The following is an 18,162-nucleotide window of genomic DNA, read 5'->3' as shown; positions in this document are numbered from 1 at the left end:
GATTTAAAATCAGTGCTTGGTTTTGTGCTGAATGTAACACTGTCTACCACACCACGAGCTCCTGATGTACCAGCACCATTTGACGTTGCGGTTACTGTATCTGGAGCTATAACTTGTAGTGTTTCTGGTCTTGATGATTGGCTATTTGCAGTGATAACAATATTGTGTGAACCACTTTGCTGACCTAACAATGTTCCGATATAACTACCATTTGCTTGTTGGGTAACGGCAACTTTTAAGGGTTGTTGCTGACCGATTTTAACGTCAACCTGTGTGATGCCAGTGACTGGGTGACCATTTTTATCCGTCAGGGATACCGTGAAGGTGCTTTCGGCGCCGGCTGCTGCTGGTGCGATGTTATTGATATCAATTTTATGGATAGCATTACTGCCTAACTGTGGCTTGACATCAATAATAATCGTTGGGCTTTGTATCTTATTTGCGGTGATAAATAAATGGTCTTGTCCCAATTGCATTAAGGCTAAGTTGGCCGTATAAGTTCCATCTTTTTGTGCTACCCAAGTGACTTTACCTGTTTGCTTATGGGTAAGTGATTGCGCTAAATCGACGCCAGTTAGTGAGTTATCAAAAGCATCTTTTAACGTAGCCGTTAGCTTTAACGTATCGCCAGACTTCAAGTCTTTGCTTGGTGAAACGGTGAGTATCGCGGTGTTGACCACACCACGAGAACCTTTTTTACCACTGTTATTGTTGGCTATAGCTGTCGGTGAGGTGACTGTTAAGGTTGATTCAGCAGATTTAACACCGCCAACCGTTACGATGACTTTATGGTCTCCTGATTTTTGGCCAGAAAGGGTACCGGTATAGGTTCCTTTGTTGACGGTTTCAGTGATCTTAAGCAACTCTTCAGCACCATCGATAGAGGCTATTACGTTATTATCTATCCCTGTGATGGGTTGGTTGTTGTCATCAGTAAGTGCCAGTGTTATAGCACTGGTTTCACCAGCGGCTGGTGTAGTGATGCTGTTAATTTTAACTTGTTTGATTTGGGTGGTTCCGGTGGCATTACCGATATTAATAACAAGTGGCGAAGTTGTTATTTGGTTCACTTTTACCGTTAAATTGTCTTGGCCAATTTTTGTTAGTGGCAAAAGAGTGGTGTAGCTACCGTTGTGTTGGTCTGACCAAATAAGGTTGCCAGATATTTTTTGCTGATGCTGTAACTGAATATTGGAACCATTGAGCCCTTCAAGAGGGTTATCAAAGGCATCTTTGAGTACCATAGATAACTGTAATGATTGGCCTGATTTGAGATTTTTGGTCGATGAAGAGGTTAACTCGATGGTTTTAATGACACCACGTTGATTTTCTACACCACTACCATCCTTTTTATTAACGGAGATCGTTCTCGTCGCTTTTACTATCCAAATTTGTGATGCTATTTTGTTATTGGCATTAACTTCAATGGTATATTTACCCGAATTTTTTGCTGGTAATTCAGCGGTATAAGTACCTTTCTCAGTCAATGAATCCACTAAAGTAATTGCTGCTGATTTTCCATTGATCTTAATTGCAATCTTGCTTGAGATAGCTGTAACGGGATGCTGGTATAAATCGCTGACTTTTACCGTGATAGTTTGCTTTTCACCCGCTTCGCTAGGGCTGATTGTATCAAGTACGATATTGCTGACTTTATTGAAATCAGTCGCATTATTAACTTCAACTTTGGTTATTGGTGTTTTATGGCCATTAATAGACGCAGATAAGTCATTCGAACCTATTTGCGCTAATGGTAAAGCGATAGTGTAAGAGCCATCACCATTGTCAGTCCATTTCAACGAACTTGTCTTATACCCATCGAGAATGATATTGCTTGTGTCGATAGCCGTTAACGGATTATTAAATGCATCAACTAAGGTTACCGTGATATCCAGTTTGTCACCTGATTGCAGGCGTGTGATATCACCTGTAGTCAGGGTAATGTTATTGATAACGCCACGTTCACCACTATTACCCGTTCCGCTTGAATTATTCGAGCTAATTGGGGCCGGTTTTTTCACCTCCAAAGTATCTTTAGCGGAGTTTTGTCCATTCACCGTGGCAGTAATTTTATGGTCACCTGCTTGCAGTGCTGGTAGCGTGACTTCATAAATACCCGGTTTCCCTTCTTTCGCGGGGAGGGTATGCGGCTTGCCATCAATATTGACAGTCATTTCAGTTTCAGCGACTACCGGGCTGCCATGTTTATCGGTTAATGTGACGGTTATTGTGCTGTTAGAGCCCGCGGCAGGTTGTTCTTTTTTCGTGATGACAACTTTGCTAACCTTGTCTTTCCCGTTGGCATGGTTAACTTGAATTGTCTTTGTAGGTGTTTTATTACCATTAATTGAAGCGATTAAATCTTTTGTGCCAACCTCGGTTAATGTGAGAGTTGTCGTGTAAGCCCCATCACCTTTATCGTTCCAGACTAACGTTCCGTTATATCCTTCAAGTTTGATGTTGTTGGTGTCGAGTTCCGTTAAACCGTTACCAAAAGCATCGATGATAGAGACAGTAATCTCTAATTTATCATCAGACTGTAGGTTAGCGGTATTGCCCGTCATTATGGTAATTTTATCAACAACCCCTTGTTCACCTTTGTTGCCTGTCCCTTTGGGGTTTTTCGGTTTAACTGGGGTGGGTTTTGCCACCACTAATGTATTTTCGATTGAATCTTTGCCATTAACGCTAGCGCTAATGTTGTGGTTACCCGCTTGAAGTGCTGGCAGAGTGATTTCATAAATACCGTCAGTTTTTTCCGTTGCGGCTAGTTTGTGCGGTTGTCCTCCAATATTAACGGTAATTTCCTTTTCACCGATCACTGGGTTGCCATATTTATCTGTCAGCTTGATGGTGAGATTACCCTCTGTACCGGCAGGCGGTGTTTTGATGGTAAGGATCTCGATTTTACTGACTTTATCTGTACCCGTCGCATTACCGACTTGAACTTGTACTATGGGTGTTTTATGACCATTAATGGAAGCGATTAAGCTATTACTGCCCGCTTCGGTTAACGTGATATTGGCTGAGTATGAACCATCACCTTTATCAACCCATGTGAGACTGCCTGCTTTGTGCCCATCTAGGGTGATATTGCTAGTATCAATATCTTTTAATGCATTACCAAATGCATCAGTTAACGTGACGATGACCTCAAGCTTATCCCCTGATTGCAGATGCGTAATATTGCCAGTGGTTATCGCAATTTTATCGATAACCCCTTTTTCACCTTTATGACCAGTACCGTTAGCGTTTTCCGATTTAATCGAGGTGGGTTGTGCGACTACCAATGTGTTTTTAGTTGAATCTTTGCCATTAACGCTAGCACTAATATTGTGGTCTCCCGCGAGCAGTGCTGGCAGTGTGACTTCATAAATACCGGGCTTACTTTCTTTCGCTGGCAGAGTGTGTTTGCTGCCATCAATATCAACAATAATCTCTTTTTCACCAACGACAGGGTGGCTATTTTTATCAGTTAATTCGACAATTAATGTGCTGCTTGAGCCCGCTGCGGGTTGTTCTGTGAGGGTTATTTTAACTTCGCTGACCTTATCTTTACCTGTTGCATTGTTGACATGGATTTGTACAGGAAGTGTTTTCTGGTTATTGATAGATGCGGTTAAGTCATTAATGCCTAGTTCGGTTAATGTGATAGTCGTTGTGTACTTACCATCGCCTTTATCAACCCATGTTAAGGTGTCGCCTTTATGATTACCAATATCTATCTTATTGGTATCTAAACCAACTAATCCGTTACCAAAGGTATCTGAAATAGAAACTGTGATGTCTAATAAATCACCTGAATGTAGATTGCTCGTATTGCCAGTTGTAATTTCTATTTTATCGACAACCCCTTGTTCACCTTTTTGCCCCGTACCGCTAGGGTCTTTAGGTTGAATAGGTTGCGGTTTGTCGACAATCAGTAACTCTTTTGGTGACTCCTCACCGTTAATTGTGGCCGAAATACTATGGTTACCCGCATGCTGCCCACTAATAGTGGTTTCATAAATTCCTGGGGATTTTTCTGTCACAGGTAAGATGTGAGGCTTTCCATCAATATTGATAGTGATCTCTGTTTCGCCGACGACAGGGTTACCATTTTTATCGGTTAATTCGATGGTGATGGTGCTATCTGCTCCTGCCACAGGTTTGGTGATATTTGTAATTTCGACTTTATCCACATTGGTTGTGCCTGTGGCATTTTCAACTTGGACTTGAGTTTGTGGGCTAGTAGTGCCATTGATTGAGGCGGTTAAATCTTTATTACCAACGTCGGTTAACGGTAAGGTGGTGGTGTATGAACCATCTTTATTATCCGTCCAATGCAAAGAATCCCCTTTGTGATCGCCAATATTGATATTATTGGTATCTAAACCAGATAAACCATTATCAAATGCATCGGTGATCGTCACCGTGAGCTCAAGCGTATCGCCTGATTGCAAACCATGGCTTTTATTTGGGGTAATAATGATGCTGTTAATAACACCTTGTTCACCTTTTGGACCTGTACCGTTAGGATTCGCCGGCGATATCGGTTTAGGCGGTTCAATGATCATGGTTTCTGATGGTGAGACTTGGCCGTCAACGGTTACAGTTACTGTTGGTTTCCCCATTTGTTGTCCCGGCAAGCTGCCGATATAAATTCCACTACCTGGATGGGTCTCGGTAATGATAACGGGTGTTTCTGTACCATCGATATTCACCATGACTGTGCCATCAGCTCCTGACACAGGGTTACCATGGGTATCCGTTAACGAAATGGTAATAGTACTATCATCCCCAGCAGCGGCTTGCGAGATATCCGTAATGACAACATGTGCTAATTGACCGAAGACAAAATTGACGGTTGCAGTGACATTCTGCTCATTGAGGCTCGCTGTGATATTGGTTGACCCAGCAATCAGGGTGCTTACGTCAACTTCGGTGTTACCTTGTTCATCACTAGGATTAACTTGTGTCACCGTGGCATTTTTCGAGTCAAGATGCAGCATAACCCCTTTAATCGGATGGTTATTGTTATCGGTGATATGGAAGTTGATTTTATTTTTTGCTTTTCCATCGGCAACGGCGTTATCACTGATTATATTGAAAGCATTAATATGAGCTTGTTGGGTATCGGCGATAAAGACAAAAATAGACTCAATTGGCGTACCTTTGCCCGCTGTGGCTTGAATGCGATGCTCGCCTGTGACCAGAGAAGTGAACTGAATTGATGCTTCACCTTTCATGTTAGTGACAATGTCATATTTTTGTTTAGTGGTTGATTTTGCCGCCTGCATTTTTTTGAATAGGTTGCTAAAAGCCATACTTGAAGAGGTGGCTTTTTGGGTCACTAATTTGAGTTCAGGGGGCAAAGTAAAAGTAACATTGGCATTTGGCGCTACATTACCAAGGGGATCTCTGGCAACGATAGTGAGGGTGTTAACATCCTGACCATTGGCTAACGTATTGCCTTTTTGAGTGATTTCATTTTGACGAATAGATAATACGCCCGAATTGGTCACTTCAATCAGTGTTGTTGCTTGTGGTGAAATATTTCCTTTGGTGTCAGATGCGGTTACTGTGAGTCGATAGAGGTTGATTTTTTGCCTTTCTTGCTCAGTCATCGCGACTTTGTAGGAAGGCAATTTGACTTGTGTTGCGGCACCATTGAGGTTGATTTTTCCGCCTGCACTTAGAAATTCAGGGGCTTGTACCACAAGGTTATCTAAAGGATATTTGGTTGTTAATGCATTGATTATTGGTAACTCATCTCCAGATTGTCCTTGAATTTTTGCAGGCAATGAGAGGGATATGAGCGTTTTTTTCTGATATTCCAACACAATGTTATTATTGCGATTAACAAAATCATAGCGATTACCCATTAGGCGGCGTGAGTCACCCACTTTGGTCGGATCAAGCTGCTCAGCTAGGGTTTTACCCAATGCCCACGTAAATTGAACTTTGGCGCTAGTTTCACTTAATTTACCGCTGATTTTGTGCTCTGCGTTTAGGGTAACGAGTGAGAATGGGGTCCAGTTAACGCCAACAGTGGTGGCGAGTGGGTCTTTTTGGCGTTTATCTTTGCCAAATAGGGCGACATCATCGCCGAAATACTGCTCAAATTTCAGGTTTCCGCCAATATTAGGATAAGACGGTAACCAACCTTCGGCTTGTAGATCCCATCCATTGGCAGGACGTGCATTATAATCGTTATCTAATTCTGATGCGCTACGCCATGAAGACGTGCGCATATAAGTATTGGCGCTAAGTTTTAAAAAGTCTTGTGCATATTCTGCGCCAAAACCTAAGCGTGAGTGATAGCGAGATAAATCATGGTCAAAAAAGGCATTGACGCCCATCATGCGCTCAGGAGTAAAGTGACGCACACCAATACCATTATTGGTTTGTAATCGGCCATCAGTGCGGTGAATGTTATGTTGGCTAAAGAGTAATAAATCCGGTTGGTCATACCAAGGGATTAACCAATCTAATTGGGTATTTTTAATGGACAGTTTTTTGTCTACGTCAACACTGAACTTGGCATTACCTGTTTTCGATAGCCAACGATTGATTTCGTTAGTTGCAGTATGTGTTACTTTATTGCGTGCATAATCTTGCGCGATATCGGCAAGGTCTTTAGTACTTTTTTTATCTGCAATAAAGTGTGCTGCACTCTGACTATATTCAGCGATAAATTGCTCAACTTTATGATCATCAGTAGGTGCTGAATCACTACCCAGTGTTGGTAGTTCATCGGGACTTAGCATTTTTGCATAGCTCGGTGTGATTGGTACAATCACCGAAGACCAAATTGCCGTAAATAGCACAAAGCCGTTTGAGAGCTTGTGTTTCAGTGTTGGCTTTTGTGTTGACGTAGCGGGGTTCATTCAATTCATTCCTAGTTTTAATATTAACGTAGCTATTGTGGAATGCTTATATAGGTAAGAGCTTGTGAATTAGTTTGACTTAAACAGAAGCCAAATTTTCAATAAGGAATAACGCGGAATTGACGACGTTTATTGATAAGCGTGAAAACGCACAATAAAATGCAGTTGAAACAGGCTTAATTCGTTTGGGAAAAGACCTTACCTTAATGAAAACAATAAGATAATTAATGGATTTAAGTTTGAAAGCGGTGTAGGTATATGGTCTTAAATAACCATTAAAATGAATGATTTCATCGGTATGATAATCAATTTCGTCGGTGTTAGAAGAAACCTTGTATAGGTGAGTTTCGGATGAAAAAAGCCCCAATGAAGGGGCTAAAGATTAAATAAGTTATGCCTATGTTATTAGTTTTACCGCGATTCAATTTTTTGGAACAGCTGGTTTAATAAACTCCACGGTGAGTATTTTTGGGGTGTTGGCTTATTTATCGGCTGTCTAAGTTGTGTACCTGTATAAGGATGGCGGGCCTGTTGGGATTCAGTGAGTGTGGTATTCGCTGAGGTCCCTGAAATAAAGTTAACCTGAGCCGTTGTCGTACTGCCATTAACGGTTGCAATAATATCAATTGGGCCTGCGACTAAGCTGCTAATTTCTATTTCCGTATTGCCTTGTTCATCGGTTAGTTTCGTTGGAAAGATAATGGCGTTTTTAGCTTCAAAATGTACGAATGCACCTTTGAGAGCTTGCCTATTGTTATTTACGATATGAAACTTAACTTTATTTTTCGCTATACCATTGGCGACTGAATTATTTTGCAGTATTCGGGTACTGCTAATAAATGATTGCTCAATATCGGGCTTAAAGTTGAACATCTCTTCAATTTCTTCTCCATGGCTCGAGCTCGCTTTAATCATATAGTCCCCAGCGATGAGTGCAGTAAACTCAATAGATGCCTCCCCTTTACTATTTGCGACAATATTTTGCTTTTGTTCTGAGACGGATTTCGCTGCTTGGGTTTTCCACATGAAATGATTGAATAAAGAGCGATATTCATCATTTTTTTGGCTCACGGATTTGAGGCCATTTGGTAAGGTAAAAGTCACTTTGGCATTGGGAACAATGTGTCCAAGTGTATCTTTAATCACCACAGAGAATGTATTGGCATCTTTTCCATTGGCTATTGCATTATTCTTTTTAAAAGCACTTTCATGACTGATAGAAAGGGCACCTGTATCGGTGACTTCTATTAGGGTTTCCGCTTTCGGTGAAACATTACCTTTGGTGTCATAAGCTGTTACTGTGAGGCGATAAAGATTATGTTTTTGATTCTCTAATTTATTGGCCGCGATTTTGTAAGAGGGTAATTTTATTGAGCTCGCGGTGCCATTAAGTGTCAGAACCCCGCCCGCTGCAATTAATTCAGGAGCTTCTATGATGATTTTCTCAAGGGGATATTCGGTCGTTAAATTTCGAATAATAGGGAGTTCTTGCCCAGTTACACCTTGAATAATTTTGGGCAAGGACAATGAAATCAGCGTGTTCTTTTGGTATTCCAAAACAATGTTGTTATTACGGTTAACAAAATCATAGCGGCTATTGGAGATATGACGGGTGGCCGCAACTGCTGAGGTATCAAGATGCTGTGCTAGGCTCTTGCCTAATAACCAAGTGAATGCAATTTTTGCATGTGTTTCATTTTTACCCCCATTTCCCATGCGATGCTCCGTATTGAGCGCAAGCAGCGGGAAGGGTGACCAGTTGATTCCGACGGTGGCGGCTATTGGATTTTTTTGGCGTTCATCTTTGCCAAATAAAGCCACATCATCGCCGTAATACTGTTCTAGTTTTAAGTTAGCGCCGAGATTTGGATAACTGGGCAACCAACCTTCGGCTTGTAGATCCCAGCCGTTGGCAGGGCGGGCATTATAATCGTATTCTAATTCAGATGCACTGCGCCAAGAAGATAACCCTAAATAGCTATTTGCACTAATTTTGAGGTAATCCTGTGCATATTCTGCACCGAATCCTAAGCGTGAATGGTAATGGGATAAGTCATGATCAAAAAAAGCATTCAACCCCATCATACTATCTTGATTAAAGCGACGTAAACCAATGCCGTTATTCATCTGTACTCGGCCATCGGTGCGATGAATACTATGTTGGGTAAAGAGTAGTAAATCTGGTTTATCATACCAAGGGACTAACCAATCTAGCTGAGAGTTTTTAATGGATAGTTTTTTATCAAGGTTAATACTGAGTTTGGCGTTGCCTGCTTTAGATAGCCAATGGGTAATTTCATCAGTGGCAGCATTGGCAGCTTGATTGCGTACGTACTCTTGGGCCATTTCAGCTAAGTTTTTGGTGTTTTTTTCTTCAGCGGAAAAATTTGCTGCATTTTGGCCATATTCAGCTAAAAAACGTTCAGTGCTATCTTCAGGCTGAATCTCTTCGAATTGAATTGCATCGCTACCTAATGTAGGCAGATCTTCTAAATTGAGCATTTTGGCATAGCTCGGCATGGCTGGCACAATAGCAGCAGACCAGATAGCGGTAAATAATACAAAGCTATTTGATAGCTTTAATTTCAATGTTGACGAAGAGGGGCCCATCGGATTTATTCCTGATATCAATATTAACATTGCTATTGTTGAATATTTATATAGGTAAGAGCTTGGGAATTAGTTGGACTAATTGAGAAGGGAAATTGAAACTTTGGAATAGTTCAGAATTGGCAACTTTAATTAACAACAGTAACATATTAAATATAAAGCGGATAAAATAGACAGATTATTCATTGGAATAAATCTTACTCAAATAAAAACAATGCGTTAAAGAAGGAAATTATGGAATTAACTTTTTTAGGAACCAGTGCCGGAGTACCGACAAAGCAGCGTAATGTCACTAGTATGATATTAAATTTAGTCGGTATTCGAAAAAGTTATTGGCTGTTTGATTGCGGCGAAGGTACGCAACACCAAATATTGAATAGTGAGTTTAAAATACCCAGAATTGATAAAATTTTTATTACTCATTTACATGGAGACCATATTTTTGGTCTACCTGGTTTATTATGTAGTCGCTCAATGAGTGGCTCAACTGACCCATTAACCTTATATGGCCCAAAAGGGCTGAAGCAATATATTGAGACGGCACTTTTGATTAGTGCATCTTATCTCACCTATCCATTGGATATTGTGGAGATTACAGCTGGACAATTATTTGATGATGGTGAATTGATTGTTACGGCATATTCTTTAGATCATCGTGTGGAGTGTTATGGATATCGTATCGAGGAATACCCTAAAAATGGCATGCTTAATGCGATAAAACTGGCTAATGATGGTATTCCTCGAGGTCCGTGGATGCAGGCGCTTAAAGCCGGAGAAACCATTACTTTGGACGATGGCCGAGTGATTAATGGCGCTGATTACCTTGGCGACCCGATAGCCGGCAAAGTGATTGCTATCTTCGGTGATACTGAACCAACAGCGCAGGCAGTATTATTAGCGAAAGACGCTGATGTGATGGTACACGAAACTACACTTGAATCTGCATTTGAAGCCAAAGCTAATGAACGGGGTCACTCGACAACTTGCCAAGCAGCCCAGCTAGCACGAGATGCAGGGGCTAAACGTTTCATCGCCACCCATATCAGTGGTCGATACAGTGAAAAAGATATTCCTATGCTGTTAGCCGAATGTCAGGCTATTTTCCCCGCGACAGAAATCGCAGTGGATTATTTAACCGTGAAAATTTGACATTTTTTTCTGCAGAATTGAGAGGATGTCAATGTGAGCTTTTTGTTATTAGTCATAGGGTATGTATTGGTTTTGATCGCTGTTCATTAAATCAATTAATTTATGATTAACAAAAAGTTTTTCTCTTCCTGATTGAATTTCATTTAATACATTAATATCGCAAAGTTTTTTTAAGTAATCAGATGCGGTTTGTCTTTTTGCTATATTTTTATCAACTAAGTTTTTTATTCGGCAATAAGGTTGTTCGAAAATACACTGTAGTAATTCATAACTGTAGATATCATTATGTGTATTTCTAATATGCAAAGCGGTGTGATCCATTAATGTGCGAATTGTATTTATTTTATCAACTGTCCACCTTGATGTGTGCTCAACAGCAGATAGGATATATAAAACCCAAGACTCCCAATCTTGCTCTTTAGTGACGTTCAATAGGTGAGAGTAATAGTCGTTTCTATTTTTAATGATGTAACGACTTAAATAGAGGATAGGTAAGGTTATTAATTTTTTCTCGATTAAAAAGAGTATGTTTATAACTCTTCCTGTACGGCCGTTACCGTCGGTAAAAGGGTGAATTGCTTCAAATTGATAATGGGTAATCGCGAGCTTTACTAAAGGGTCTAAATCATCCTCTTGGTGGATAAACTTTTCCCAATTAGTGAGAAGCTCGATAATTATTTGTTCACCTAGTGGTGGTGTATAAATAACTTCTCCCGTTACTTGATTTTTTAATGCTGTTCCCGGTAATTTTCTGATATCCATTCGTGTATTTTTAATCGTATTACAGACCGTTAGGGCTGTATTTGCGCACAATGGTCTATTTTTTAAATCTGTATAACCTTCGTATAGCGCAGTTCTATAGCGAAGCGCTTCTTTAGTCATTGGGTCTGCATGACTATCTTCATTGACATACTGAAAAAGTTTATCGGTAGTTGTCACGATATTTTCAATTTCGGAGCTGTCTTTAGCCTCAAGGATGGGAATGAGATTAATGAGTAAATTTTGATTGGGTAATAATTCACCAGCTTGTCTAAGACCTTCAAGCGCGGTTCTTGCTTGTATGCATGCTTTTAATACTTTTTTTGTTTCAATAGCTTGGTAAGGGGGTAATAAGGGGAGGTTATTATAGGGTTGTGCAGGATTCCACATAATATATTTCTCAATCATTTTATATAAATAGTATGAAGTTGAATTTACCACTTTATATTTAACGTGTCGAAAAATATCCTAAAAATGTACATAATTGAAAGATATGTTGATTGTATCGACACATCAATAAAACGTGTCGAAAAAGATCCTTAAAACGTACATGTTTGGACATTATGTCGATTGTATCGACACATCAATAAAACGTGTCGAAAATTAGCTTAAAAACGTACATATTATTTTTCTAATAGATGACTTTCACAAAACCATTTCGGCAGTAAGCTTCATATTCATCAGATAACTGCCGATTGGTTACAACGACATCAAACTGAGACAGCTCGCCCATATTGGCTGTGGCTACTTCATCAAATAAGTTGTATTGCACTAATAATATTTTACGAATGGATTTCTCCATCGCTTTTTTCTTCATTGGTAAATCATCAATGTTATAGCAGGTGACTCCATAGGTACTGTGTACACCAGATGCAGAGATGAATGCTTTTTTGGGATTTATTGAATCAAGAAGGGATGGCAAGGTTGGGTTATAAAATGAATCACTTTTAGGACGATATTCACCGCCACATAAAAGGGCAGTGGCATTTTTTTTCTGACTTAAAGCAAGAAAAACGTTATGAGAGTAACAAATTCCTGTGAAATTTATTTCATCAGGGATAAGTGAAATTAGTGTAGCCATTTCAATGCCGTTATCAAAAAAGATCACATCATCATCGGTGACCATACTGGCGGCTAAATTGGGTATATACAATTCTTCAGTTTGATCTGGCGTGAAAACATCTGCTTGCGGCTCATTGGTGGCAAGTGTGCCAGGTTGTGTGACAGAAACAATATAACCCCCAAGCAGAGACATGGGGATAGGGCCTTCAGTATCAGCACCTAAATCTCGACGGATTGTCATTTCAGAGACTTCAAGTATACGGGCCGCTTCTTTAAGATGAATGCGTCCTGAACGTTTCAGACATTCACTTAAGCGGCGAAGGCGTTCTTTTTGTTTTGTTTCTATCACCGATCCATCCTTTTTATAACGGCGCGGACTTGCCGCGCCACACCGTTTAGTAATCACTTGGTGTTGTATTGTCTCCGGTTACAATCGAGACACTCGCACTTGCGCCAACACGGTTAGCACCCGCTTTAATCATTTTGATTGCGGTTTCACGGTCACGAACGCCACCTGATGCTTTAACACCAATTTCATCACCAACCACTTTACGCATTAATGCAACATGGTGCTCAGTGGCACCCATTGTACTGAAACCTGTTGAAGTTTTCACAAAACCGACTTTAATTGTGCGGCAAATTTCACAAACTTGTGTAATTTCTTCATCAGTTAACAGACAATTTTCTAAAATAACTTTTAATGTTGCTTTACCACAAGCCGCAAATACTGCTTCAATATCTTTGCGAACGAATTCTAAATCACCACTTTTTAGCATACCGACATTGATAACCATGTCGACTTCATCAGCGCCACGGCGAACTGCTTCAGCAGCTTCAAATGCTTTTGCTTCTGTTAAACAAGCGCCTAACGGAAAGCCTACCACACAGCAGACCTTAACATCGCTATTTTTTAAGCATTCACTCGCTAAAGGAACGTTAGCCGTATTCACACAAACTGATGCAAAATGATGTTCTGCGGCTTCTGCACATAGCTGTTTGATGTCACTCACGGTAGCATTAGCAGCAAGTAGAGTGTGGTCAATATATTTTGCTAAATCTTGCATTTTTAAACCTTCCTATATAAATGTGGATTAGGTAACAAAGAATGATGAAATGTTGCAGATATAACACTTGTACATTCGTTATTCGAGATCTTAATCACAAATGATATTATTGCAACATGATAGTGTTACTATCATATCATTATGTGATTTATTTAACACGAGGGACATTATGGATATAGCAGTTATAGGCTCAAATATGGTCGATTTGATCACTTACATCGATCAGATGCCAAAAGAAGGCGAAACATTAGAAGCGCCAGCGTTCAAAATTGGTTGTGGTGGGAAAGGGGCTAATCAAGCGGTTGCCGCTGCGAAGCTTAACTCAAAAGTGATTATGTTAACAAAAGTGGGCGATGATATTTTTGCCGATAATACCATTCGTAATCTTGAGTCCTATGGCATCAATACGCGCTATGTTGAAAAAGTACCTTGTACATCAAGTGGTGTCGCGCCCATTTTTGTCAATCAAAACTCATCTAACAGTATTTTGATTGTGAAAGGTGCCAATAAATTTTTGTCACCAGAAGATATCGAACGTGCAGCTGAAGACTTAAAAAAATGTAAGTTAATTGTATTGCAGCTTGAAGTGCAACTTGAAACTGTTTATCACGCTATCGCATTCGGCAATAAAAACGGTATTCCTGTTTTACTTAATCCTGCACCTGCTCAGCGTACTTTAGATCTTGATTTTGCTTGCCGTTGCGATTTCTTTGTTCCTAATGAAACTGAACTGGAAATTTTAACCAATATGCCAGTTAACACTATGGATAATGTTCGTCGTGCAGCGCAGTCTCTTCTCGACAAAGGGTTGAAAAATCTTATTGTGACATTAGGCGAAAAAGGCGTGTTGTGGATGACGCGTGACAGTGAGTTGTATCTTCCTGCGATTGAAGTGAACGCCATTGATACGAGCGGCGCTGGCGATGCTTTTATCGGATGCTTTGCACATTATTATGTACACACGGGCAATATTGAAGAAGCACTGAAAAAAGCGGTGATGTTTTCTGCATTTAGTGTGACAGGTAAAGGCACCCAATCGTCTTATCCAAGTATTGAGCAGTTTAGTGAGTTTGTTCAACTTAATAGCTGATATTCGTTATCTTTCAGATGCAGATTTCGGTATCTCTTACCGACTTCTTGCACTCGAATGATTTTGAGTAAACACCGACTGAACTCAAATGCTGCCAATAGAGCAATAAAGCAGGGTTCAGTGGGTTAATATTATAACTATACACACATAATTCGGGATGCATGTAGGTGGCAAGTGAAACAATTCGATAAGCATACATTATTAAGTATGTGACTCGGAGGGATAAGTGCAGCCAACGATCAAGCATCTGGAAGTATGATAAGTATATAAGGGTACCCTATGAACATTAATAAGATCACTCAGCTACCTGATGGTTACCTGAGTAAGACACCTCTATTTCAATTTATCCTACTGTCTTGCCTTTTTCCGCTATGGGGATGTGCTGCGGCACTAAATGATATTCTCATCACTCAGTTTAAAAGTGTTTTTGAACTGAGTAACTTTGCTTCTGCGTTAGTGCAAAGTGCCTTCTATGGTGGTTACTTTTTGATAGCGATCCCTGCGTCATTAGTGATTAAAAAAACCAGTTATAAATACGCCATTATGGTTGGGCTTATTCTTTATATCGCAGGTTGTTCCTTATTTTTCCCTGCTTCTCACATGGCTACCTATACCATGTTTTTAGCTGCAATATTTGCGATTGCTATTGGTTTGAGTTTCCTTGAAACCGCAGCGAACACATATAGTTCAATGATTGGTCCAAGGGAATATGCCACATTACGTCTTAATATTAGCCAGACTTTTTACCCAATTGGTGCCGCGGGCGGTATTTTGTTAGGTAAGTATTTAGTGTTCTCTGAAGGGGATAGCCTGCAAAACCAAATGGCGGGCATGAATCCAGAGCAACTCCATGCATTTCGCTTGGAAATGTTAGAAAATACCCTTGAGCCATATCGTTATATGATTATGGTGCTAGTGGTCGTAATGGCATTGTTTTTAATCACTAAATTCCCTAAATGTAAAGTTGCTGAGACTAAAGATCATAAACGCCCATCAGCCATGGACACATTAAAATATTTAGCAAAAAATAGTCGTTTCAGAAAAGGCATTATTGCTCAGTTTTTATATGTGGGAATGCAGGTAGCGGTTTGGTCATTCACTATTCGTTTAGCGCTCGAAATGGGTGATATTAATGAACGTGATGCATCTAACTTTATGGTGTATAGCTTCGCGTGCTTCTTTATTGGTAAGTTTATCGCTAATATTTTAATGACACGTTTTAATGCTGAAAAAGTATTGATTATTTACTCAGTAATTGGCGCGTTATTCCTCATTTATGTTGCCTTTATTCCTAGTTTTACCGCGGTATACGCAGCGGTTATGGTGAGTATTCTATTTGGACCTTGCTGGGCAACTATTTACGCTGGCACATTGGAAACGGTTGATAACGAACATACTGAAATGGCCGGCGCTGTGATTGTGATGGCAATTGTTGGTGCCGCAGTTGTACCTGCCATTCAAGGCTACGTTGCCGATGTACTACATTCCTTACAACTTTCATTCCTAGTTTCTATGTTCTGTTTTGTCTATGTCGGTATCTATTTTGTTAGTGAGCGTCGTTTCAAAACAAAACAATTAGCGAAATAATAGATTTAATAAATCTTGGGTAGGTTTACCTGCCCAAATTCACCTAACTAAACCGTGAGTATGAAAATGAATACAATAATTCCGCTTCACAAACGCTTATTTACGGAAAAGTCGTCATTAATTTTGAAAAATAACCAGTTTTCTGTCACTGCATTTACTTATAGCAGTGGTGTTGAAGGACTGAGAATTGAAAACCAACAAGGTTATTTAACTATTTTACCATTTTTAGGCCAAATGATTTGGGATGCAGAATTTTGTGGCCAAAATCTGAAAATGGAAAATATGTTTTCAGAGCCTAAACGCGTTCCAACGGTTATTGAAACTTATGGCTGTTTTGCTTTTCATTCAGGTTTAATCAGTAATGGCTGCCCATCACCAGAGGACACCCACCCACTACATGGCGAAATGCCTTGTGCATCAATGGATAATGCATGGCTTGAGATTAATGAAACTAGCATTCGTATTTGTGGTGAATATGAGTATGTGATGGGTTTTGGACATCACTATCGTGCTGCACCATCAGTATTATTAAATGCGGGTAGTTCATTATTTGATATTCATATGTCAGTCACTAATCTGGCGTCTGTCCCTATGCCGCTACAATATATGTGTCATATGAATTATGCCTATGTAGATAACGCATCACTGAGTCAAAATATCCCAGAAAACGCAATAAGATTGCGTGAGTCTATACCGGGGCATGTTCACCCAACTCAGCAGTGGTTAGATTTTAATGAATCATTGAAATCTGGTGATATTAAATTAAATCAGCTCAACCAGCCGCAGATGTGCGACCCTGAAATTGTCTTTTTTATGGATAATTTGGCTCAGTATACCGCAGAGCCTGAGTTTAAGATGACATCACCAGCAGGCAATACCTTTGTGACACGTTTTAAATCTAATGAGCTGAACTATGCAACTCGTTGGATTTTATATAATGGCGACCAAAAAGTGGGTGCATTTGTTCTTCCTGCGACTTGTCGTCCTGAAGGTTTTCTTGCTGCCAAAAATAATCAAACATTAATTTGGTTAGATGCTGGTGAAAATCGTCAATTTACTGTGACAACAGGTGTTGAAAGTTAAGGTTATTCTCTGTGCAAACAGGTAGTTATAAATAGATGGTCATAAACTGCTTGTTTGCTCGGAATTAAAATAATTCATCAAGTAAAATATAGTAACGAATTTTATCCCAGTCAGGGGTTAAATTAAGTTCATCGAATAATAAATTTGTATAATTATTGATGGATTTATTGGATGGAAGGTCATGTAAGATACTACGATAACAGAGTGCAATATCTTGATAGACATCTGATAAACCAGCTCTCCCCAAATCGATAAAACCTGAAATGTCATTGTTCTCGATAAATATATTAGGGAAGCAATAATCGCCATGAGAAAAGACTAATGTTTCACTAGGACGATTATCTTTTAACCACATTAATAGCGCCGCTGGATCAGCAAAACCCTCTTCGCCATAAGTGCCAGTTTCGGCATCTTCAATGTCACATAAACCTTGTTCAATTCGTTTTTGTGCCAGTTCAAGCTTATAATCTAAATCGCAGAGAAAGGGGCAATCCTGAGTATCGAGCACCCATAACTTTTTTAAGCCTTGGGCAAGTGTTTTAATTAATACATCTGGCTGTTGCAGAAATTGTTTATCTTCAGCCATTTGTCCATTCAAACGACTCATCAATAAGTATTGATGAGTATCACTATAAGCGGTTTCAATAATATTTGGGACAGGCAGCTTCCCTTGAAGCCAACTCATTACCTTATATTCTTGCTGAGATTCTTCATTGATTGTTTCAATTTTTAACACACAATCTGAAAAAAGATATAAATCAGATGCTGATAGCCCAACTACGCTTTTTTGATAGGGGCGGTTATTGATGATTTTTTGAATAGCCGGAGGTACAGAAATAATGTGCGTCATATTATTAATGCTTAATAGTATCTATTGTGGATAACAATA

General features: G+C 39.7%; 10 protein-coding genes. 4 read left to right on the top strand and 6 right to left on the bottom strand.

Annotation, left to right across the window (positions count from 1 at the left end):
• The coding region (locus DD649_RS06060) for an invasin domain 3-containing protein (protein WP_294104674.1) at positions 1 to 6,869 on the bottom strand (6,869 nt) is incomplete at its 3' end.
• Between the two features lie 411 nt (positions 6,870 to 7,280).
• Positions 7,281 to 9,479: an inverse autotransporter beta domain-containing protein gene (locus tag DD649_RS06055; RefSeq protein ID WP_294104672.1), complete on the bottom strand. Its 2,199-nt coding sequence runs from the start codon at positions 9,477 to 9,479 to the stop codon at positions 7,281 to 7,283.
• Positions 9,480 to 9,713: 234 nt separating this feature from the next.
• Between DD649_RS06055 and rnz the strand changes: the two genes are divergently transcribed.
• Positions 9,714 to 10,628: a ribonuclease Z gene (gene rnz / locus DD649_RS06050; protein WP_336429536.1), complete on the top strand. Its 915-nt coding sequence runs from the start codon at positions 9,714 to 9,716 to the stop codon at positions 10,626 to 10,628.
• 48 nt (positions 10,629 to 10,676) lie between these two features.
• Here rnz and DD649_RS06045 read toward each other — a convergent pair whose 3' ends face one another.
• The 3 genes from DD649_RS06045 to deoC all read right to left on the bottom strand — a co-directional run bounded on the left by DD649_RS06045 (position 10,677) and on the right by deoC (position 13,513).
• Positions 10,677 to 11,777: a Fic family protein gene (locus DD649_RS06045; RefSeq protein ID WP_294104668.1), complete on the bottom strand. Its 1,101-nt coding sequence runs from the start codon at positions 11,775 to 11,777 to the stop codon at positions 10,677 to 10,679.
• Positions 11,778 to 12,018: 241 nt separating this feature from the next.
• A complete protein-coding gene (deoR, locus tag DD649_RS06040; protein ID WP_294104666.1) occupies positions 12,019 to 12,798 on the bottom strand; it encodes a DNA-binding transcriptional repressor DeoR in 780 nt (259 codons plus the stop codon).
• A gap of 46 nt (positions 12,799 to 12,844) precedes the next feature.
• Positions 12,845 to 13,513 carry a deoxyribose-phosphate aldolase gene (deoC, locus tag DD649_RS06035; protein WP_294104664.1) on the bottom strand — a complete coding sequence of 223 codons (669 nt, stop codon included), beginning with the start codon at positions 13,511 to 13,513 and terminating at the stop codon, positions 12,845 to 12,847.
• A 169-nt stretch (positions 13,514 to 13,682) separates the two neighbouring features.
• Here deoC and rbsK point away from each other — a divergent pair, with 169 nt between their 5' ends.
• The 3 genes from rbsK to DD649_RS06020 all read left to right on the top strand — a co-directional run bounded on the left by rbsK (position 13,683) and on the right by DD649_RS06020 (position 17,273).
• The gene (gene rbsK / locus DD649_RS06030) at positions 13,683 to 14,603 is read left to right on the top strand and encodes a ribokinase (protein ID WP_336429533.1); all 921 of its coding nucleotides are present in this window, start codon (positions 13,683 to 13,685) and stop codon (positions 14,601 to 14,603) included.
• A gap of 279 nt (positions 14,604 to 14,882) precedes the next feature.
• Complete coding sequence (gene fucP / locus DD649_RS06025) at positions 14,883 to 16,190, top strand: L-fucose:H+ symporter permease (protein ID WP_294104662.1); 1,308 nt, start codon at positions 14,883 to 14,885, stop codon at positions 16,188 to 16,190.
• Positions 16,191 to 16,256: 66 nt separating this feature from the next.
• Positions 16,257 to 17,273: an aldose 1-epimerase family protein gene (locus tag DD649_RS06020; protein WP_294104660.1), complete on the top strand. Its 1,017-nt coding sequence runs from the start codon at positions 16,257 to 16,259 to the stop codon at positions 17,271 to 17,273.
• A 64-nt stretch (positions 17,274 to 17,337) separates the two neighbouring features.
• Here the strand turns inward: DD649_RS06020 and DD649_RS06015 are convergent, their stop codons facing one another.
• On the bottom strand, positions 17,338 to 18,123 hold the full coding sequence (locus DD649_RS06015; RefSeq protein WP_294104658.1) for an APH(3') family aminoglycoside O-phosphotransferase: 786 nt from the start codon (positions 18,121 to 18,123) through the stop codon (positions 17,338 to 17,340).
• Positions 18,124 to 18,162 lie beyond the last annotated feature (39 nt).

The sequence above is a fragment of the Providencia sp. genome (assembly GCF_003533305.1).
GTDB lineage: Bacteria > Pseudomonadota > Gammaproteobacteria > Enterobacterales > Enterobacteriaceae > Providencia.
The sequence above is the reverse complement of the archived record's forward strand: the minus strand, read 5'-3'. Positions and strand labels throughout refer to the sequence as shown.

Coding starts and splice junctions, on each gene's coding strand:
- fucP (WP_294104662.1), top strand. CDS start 14,883: ATGAACATTAATAAGATCACTCAGCTACCTGATGGTTACCTGAGTAAG.
- DD649_RS06020 (WP_294104660.1), top strand. CDS start 16,257: ATGAATACAATAATTCCGCTTCACAAACGCTTATTTACGGAAAAGTCG.
- deoC (WP_294104664.1), bottom strand. CDS start 13,513: ATGCAAGATTTAGCAAAATATATTGACCACACTCTACTTGCTGCTAAT.
- rbsK (WP_336429533.1), top strand. CDS start 13,683: ATGGATATAGCAGTTATAGGCTCAAATATGGTCGATTTGATCACTTAC.
- DD649_RS06055 (WP_294104672.1), bottom strand. CDS start 9,479: ATGGGCCCCTCTTCGTCAACATTGAAATTAAAGCTATCAAATAGCTTT.
- DD649_RS06015 (WP_294104658.1), bottom strand. CDS start 18,123: ATGACGCACATTATTTCTGTACCTCCGGCTATTCAAAAAATCATCAAT.
- rnz (WP_336429536.1), top strand. CDS start 9,714: ATGGAATTAACTTTTTTAGGAACCAGTGCCGGAGTACCGACAAAGCAG.
- DD649_RS06045 (WP_294104668.1), bottom strand. CDS start 11,777: ATGTGGAATCCTGCACAACCCTATAATAACCTCCCCTTATTACCCCCT.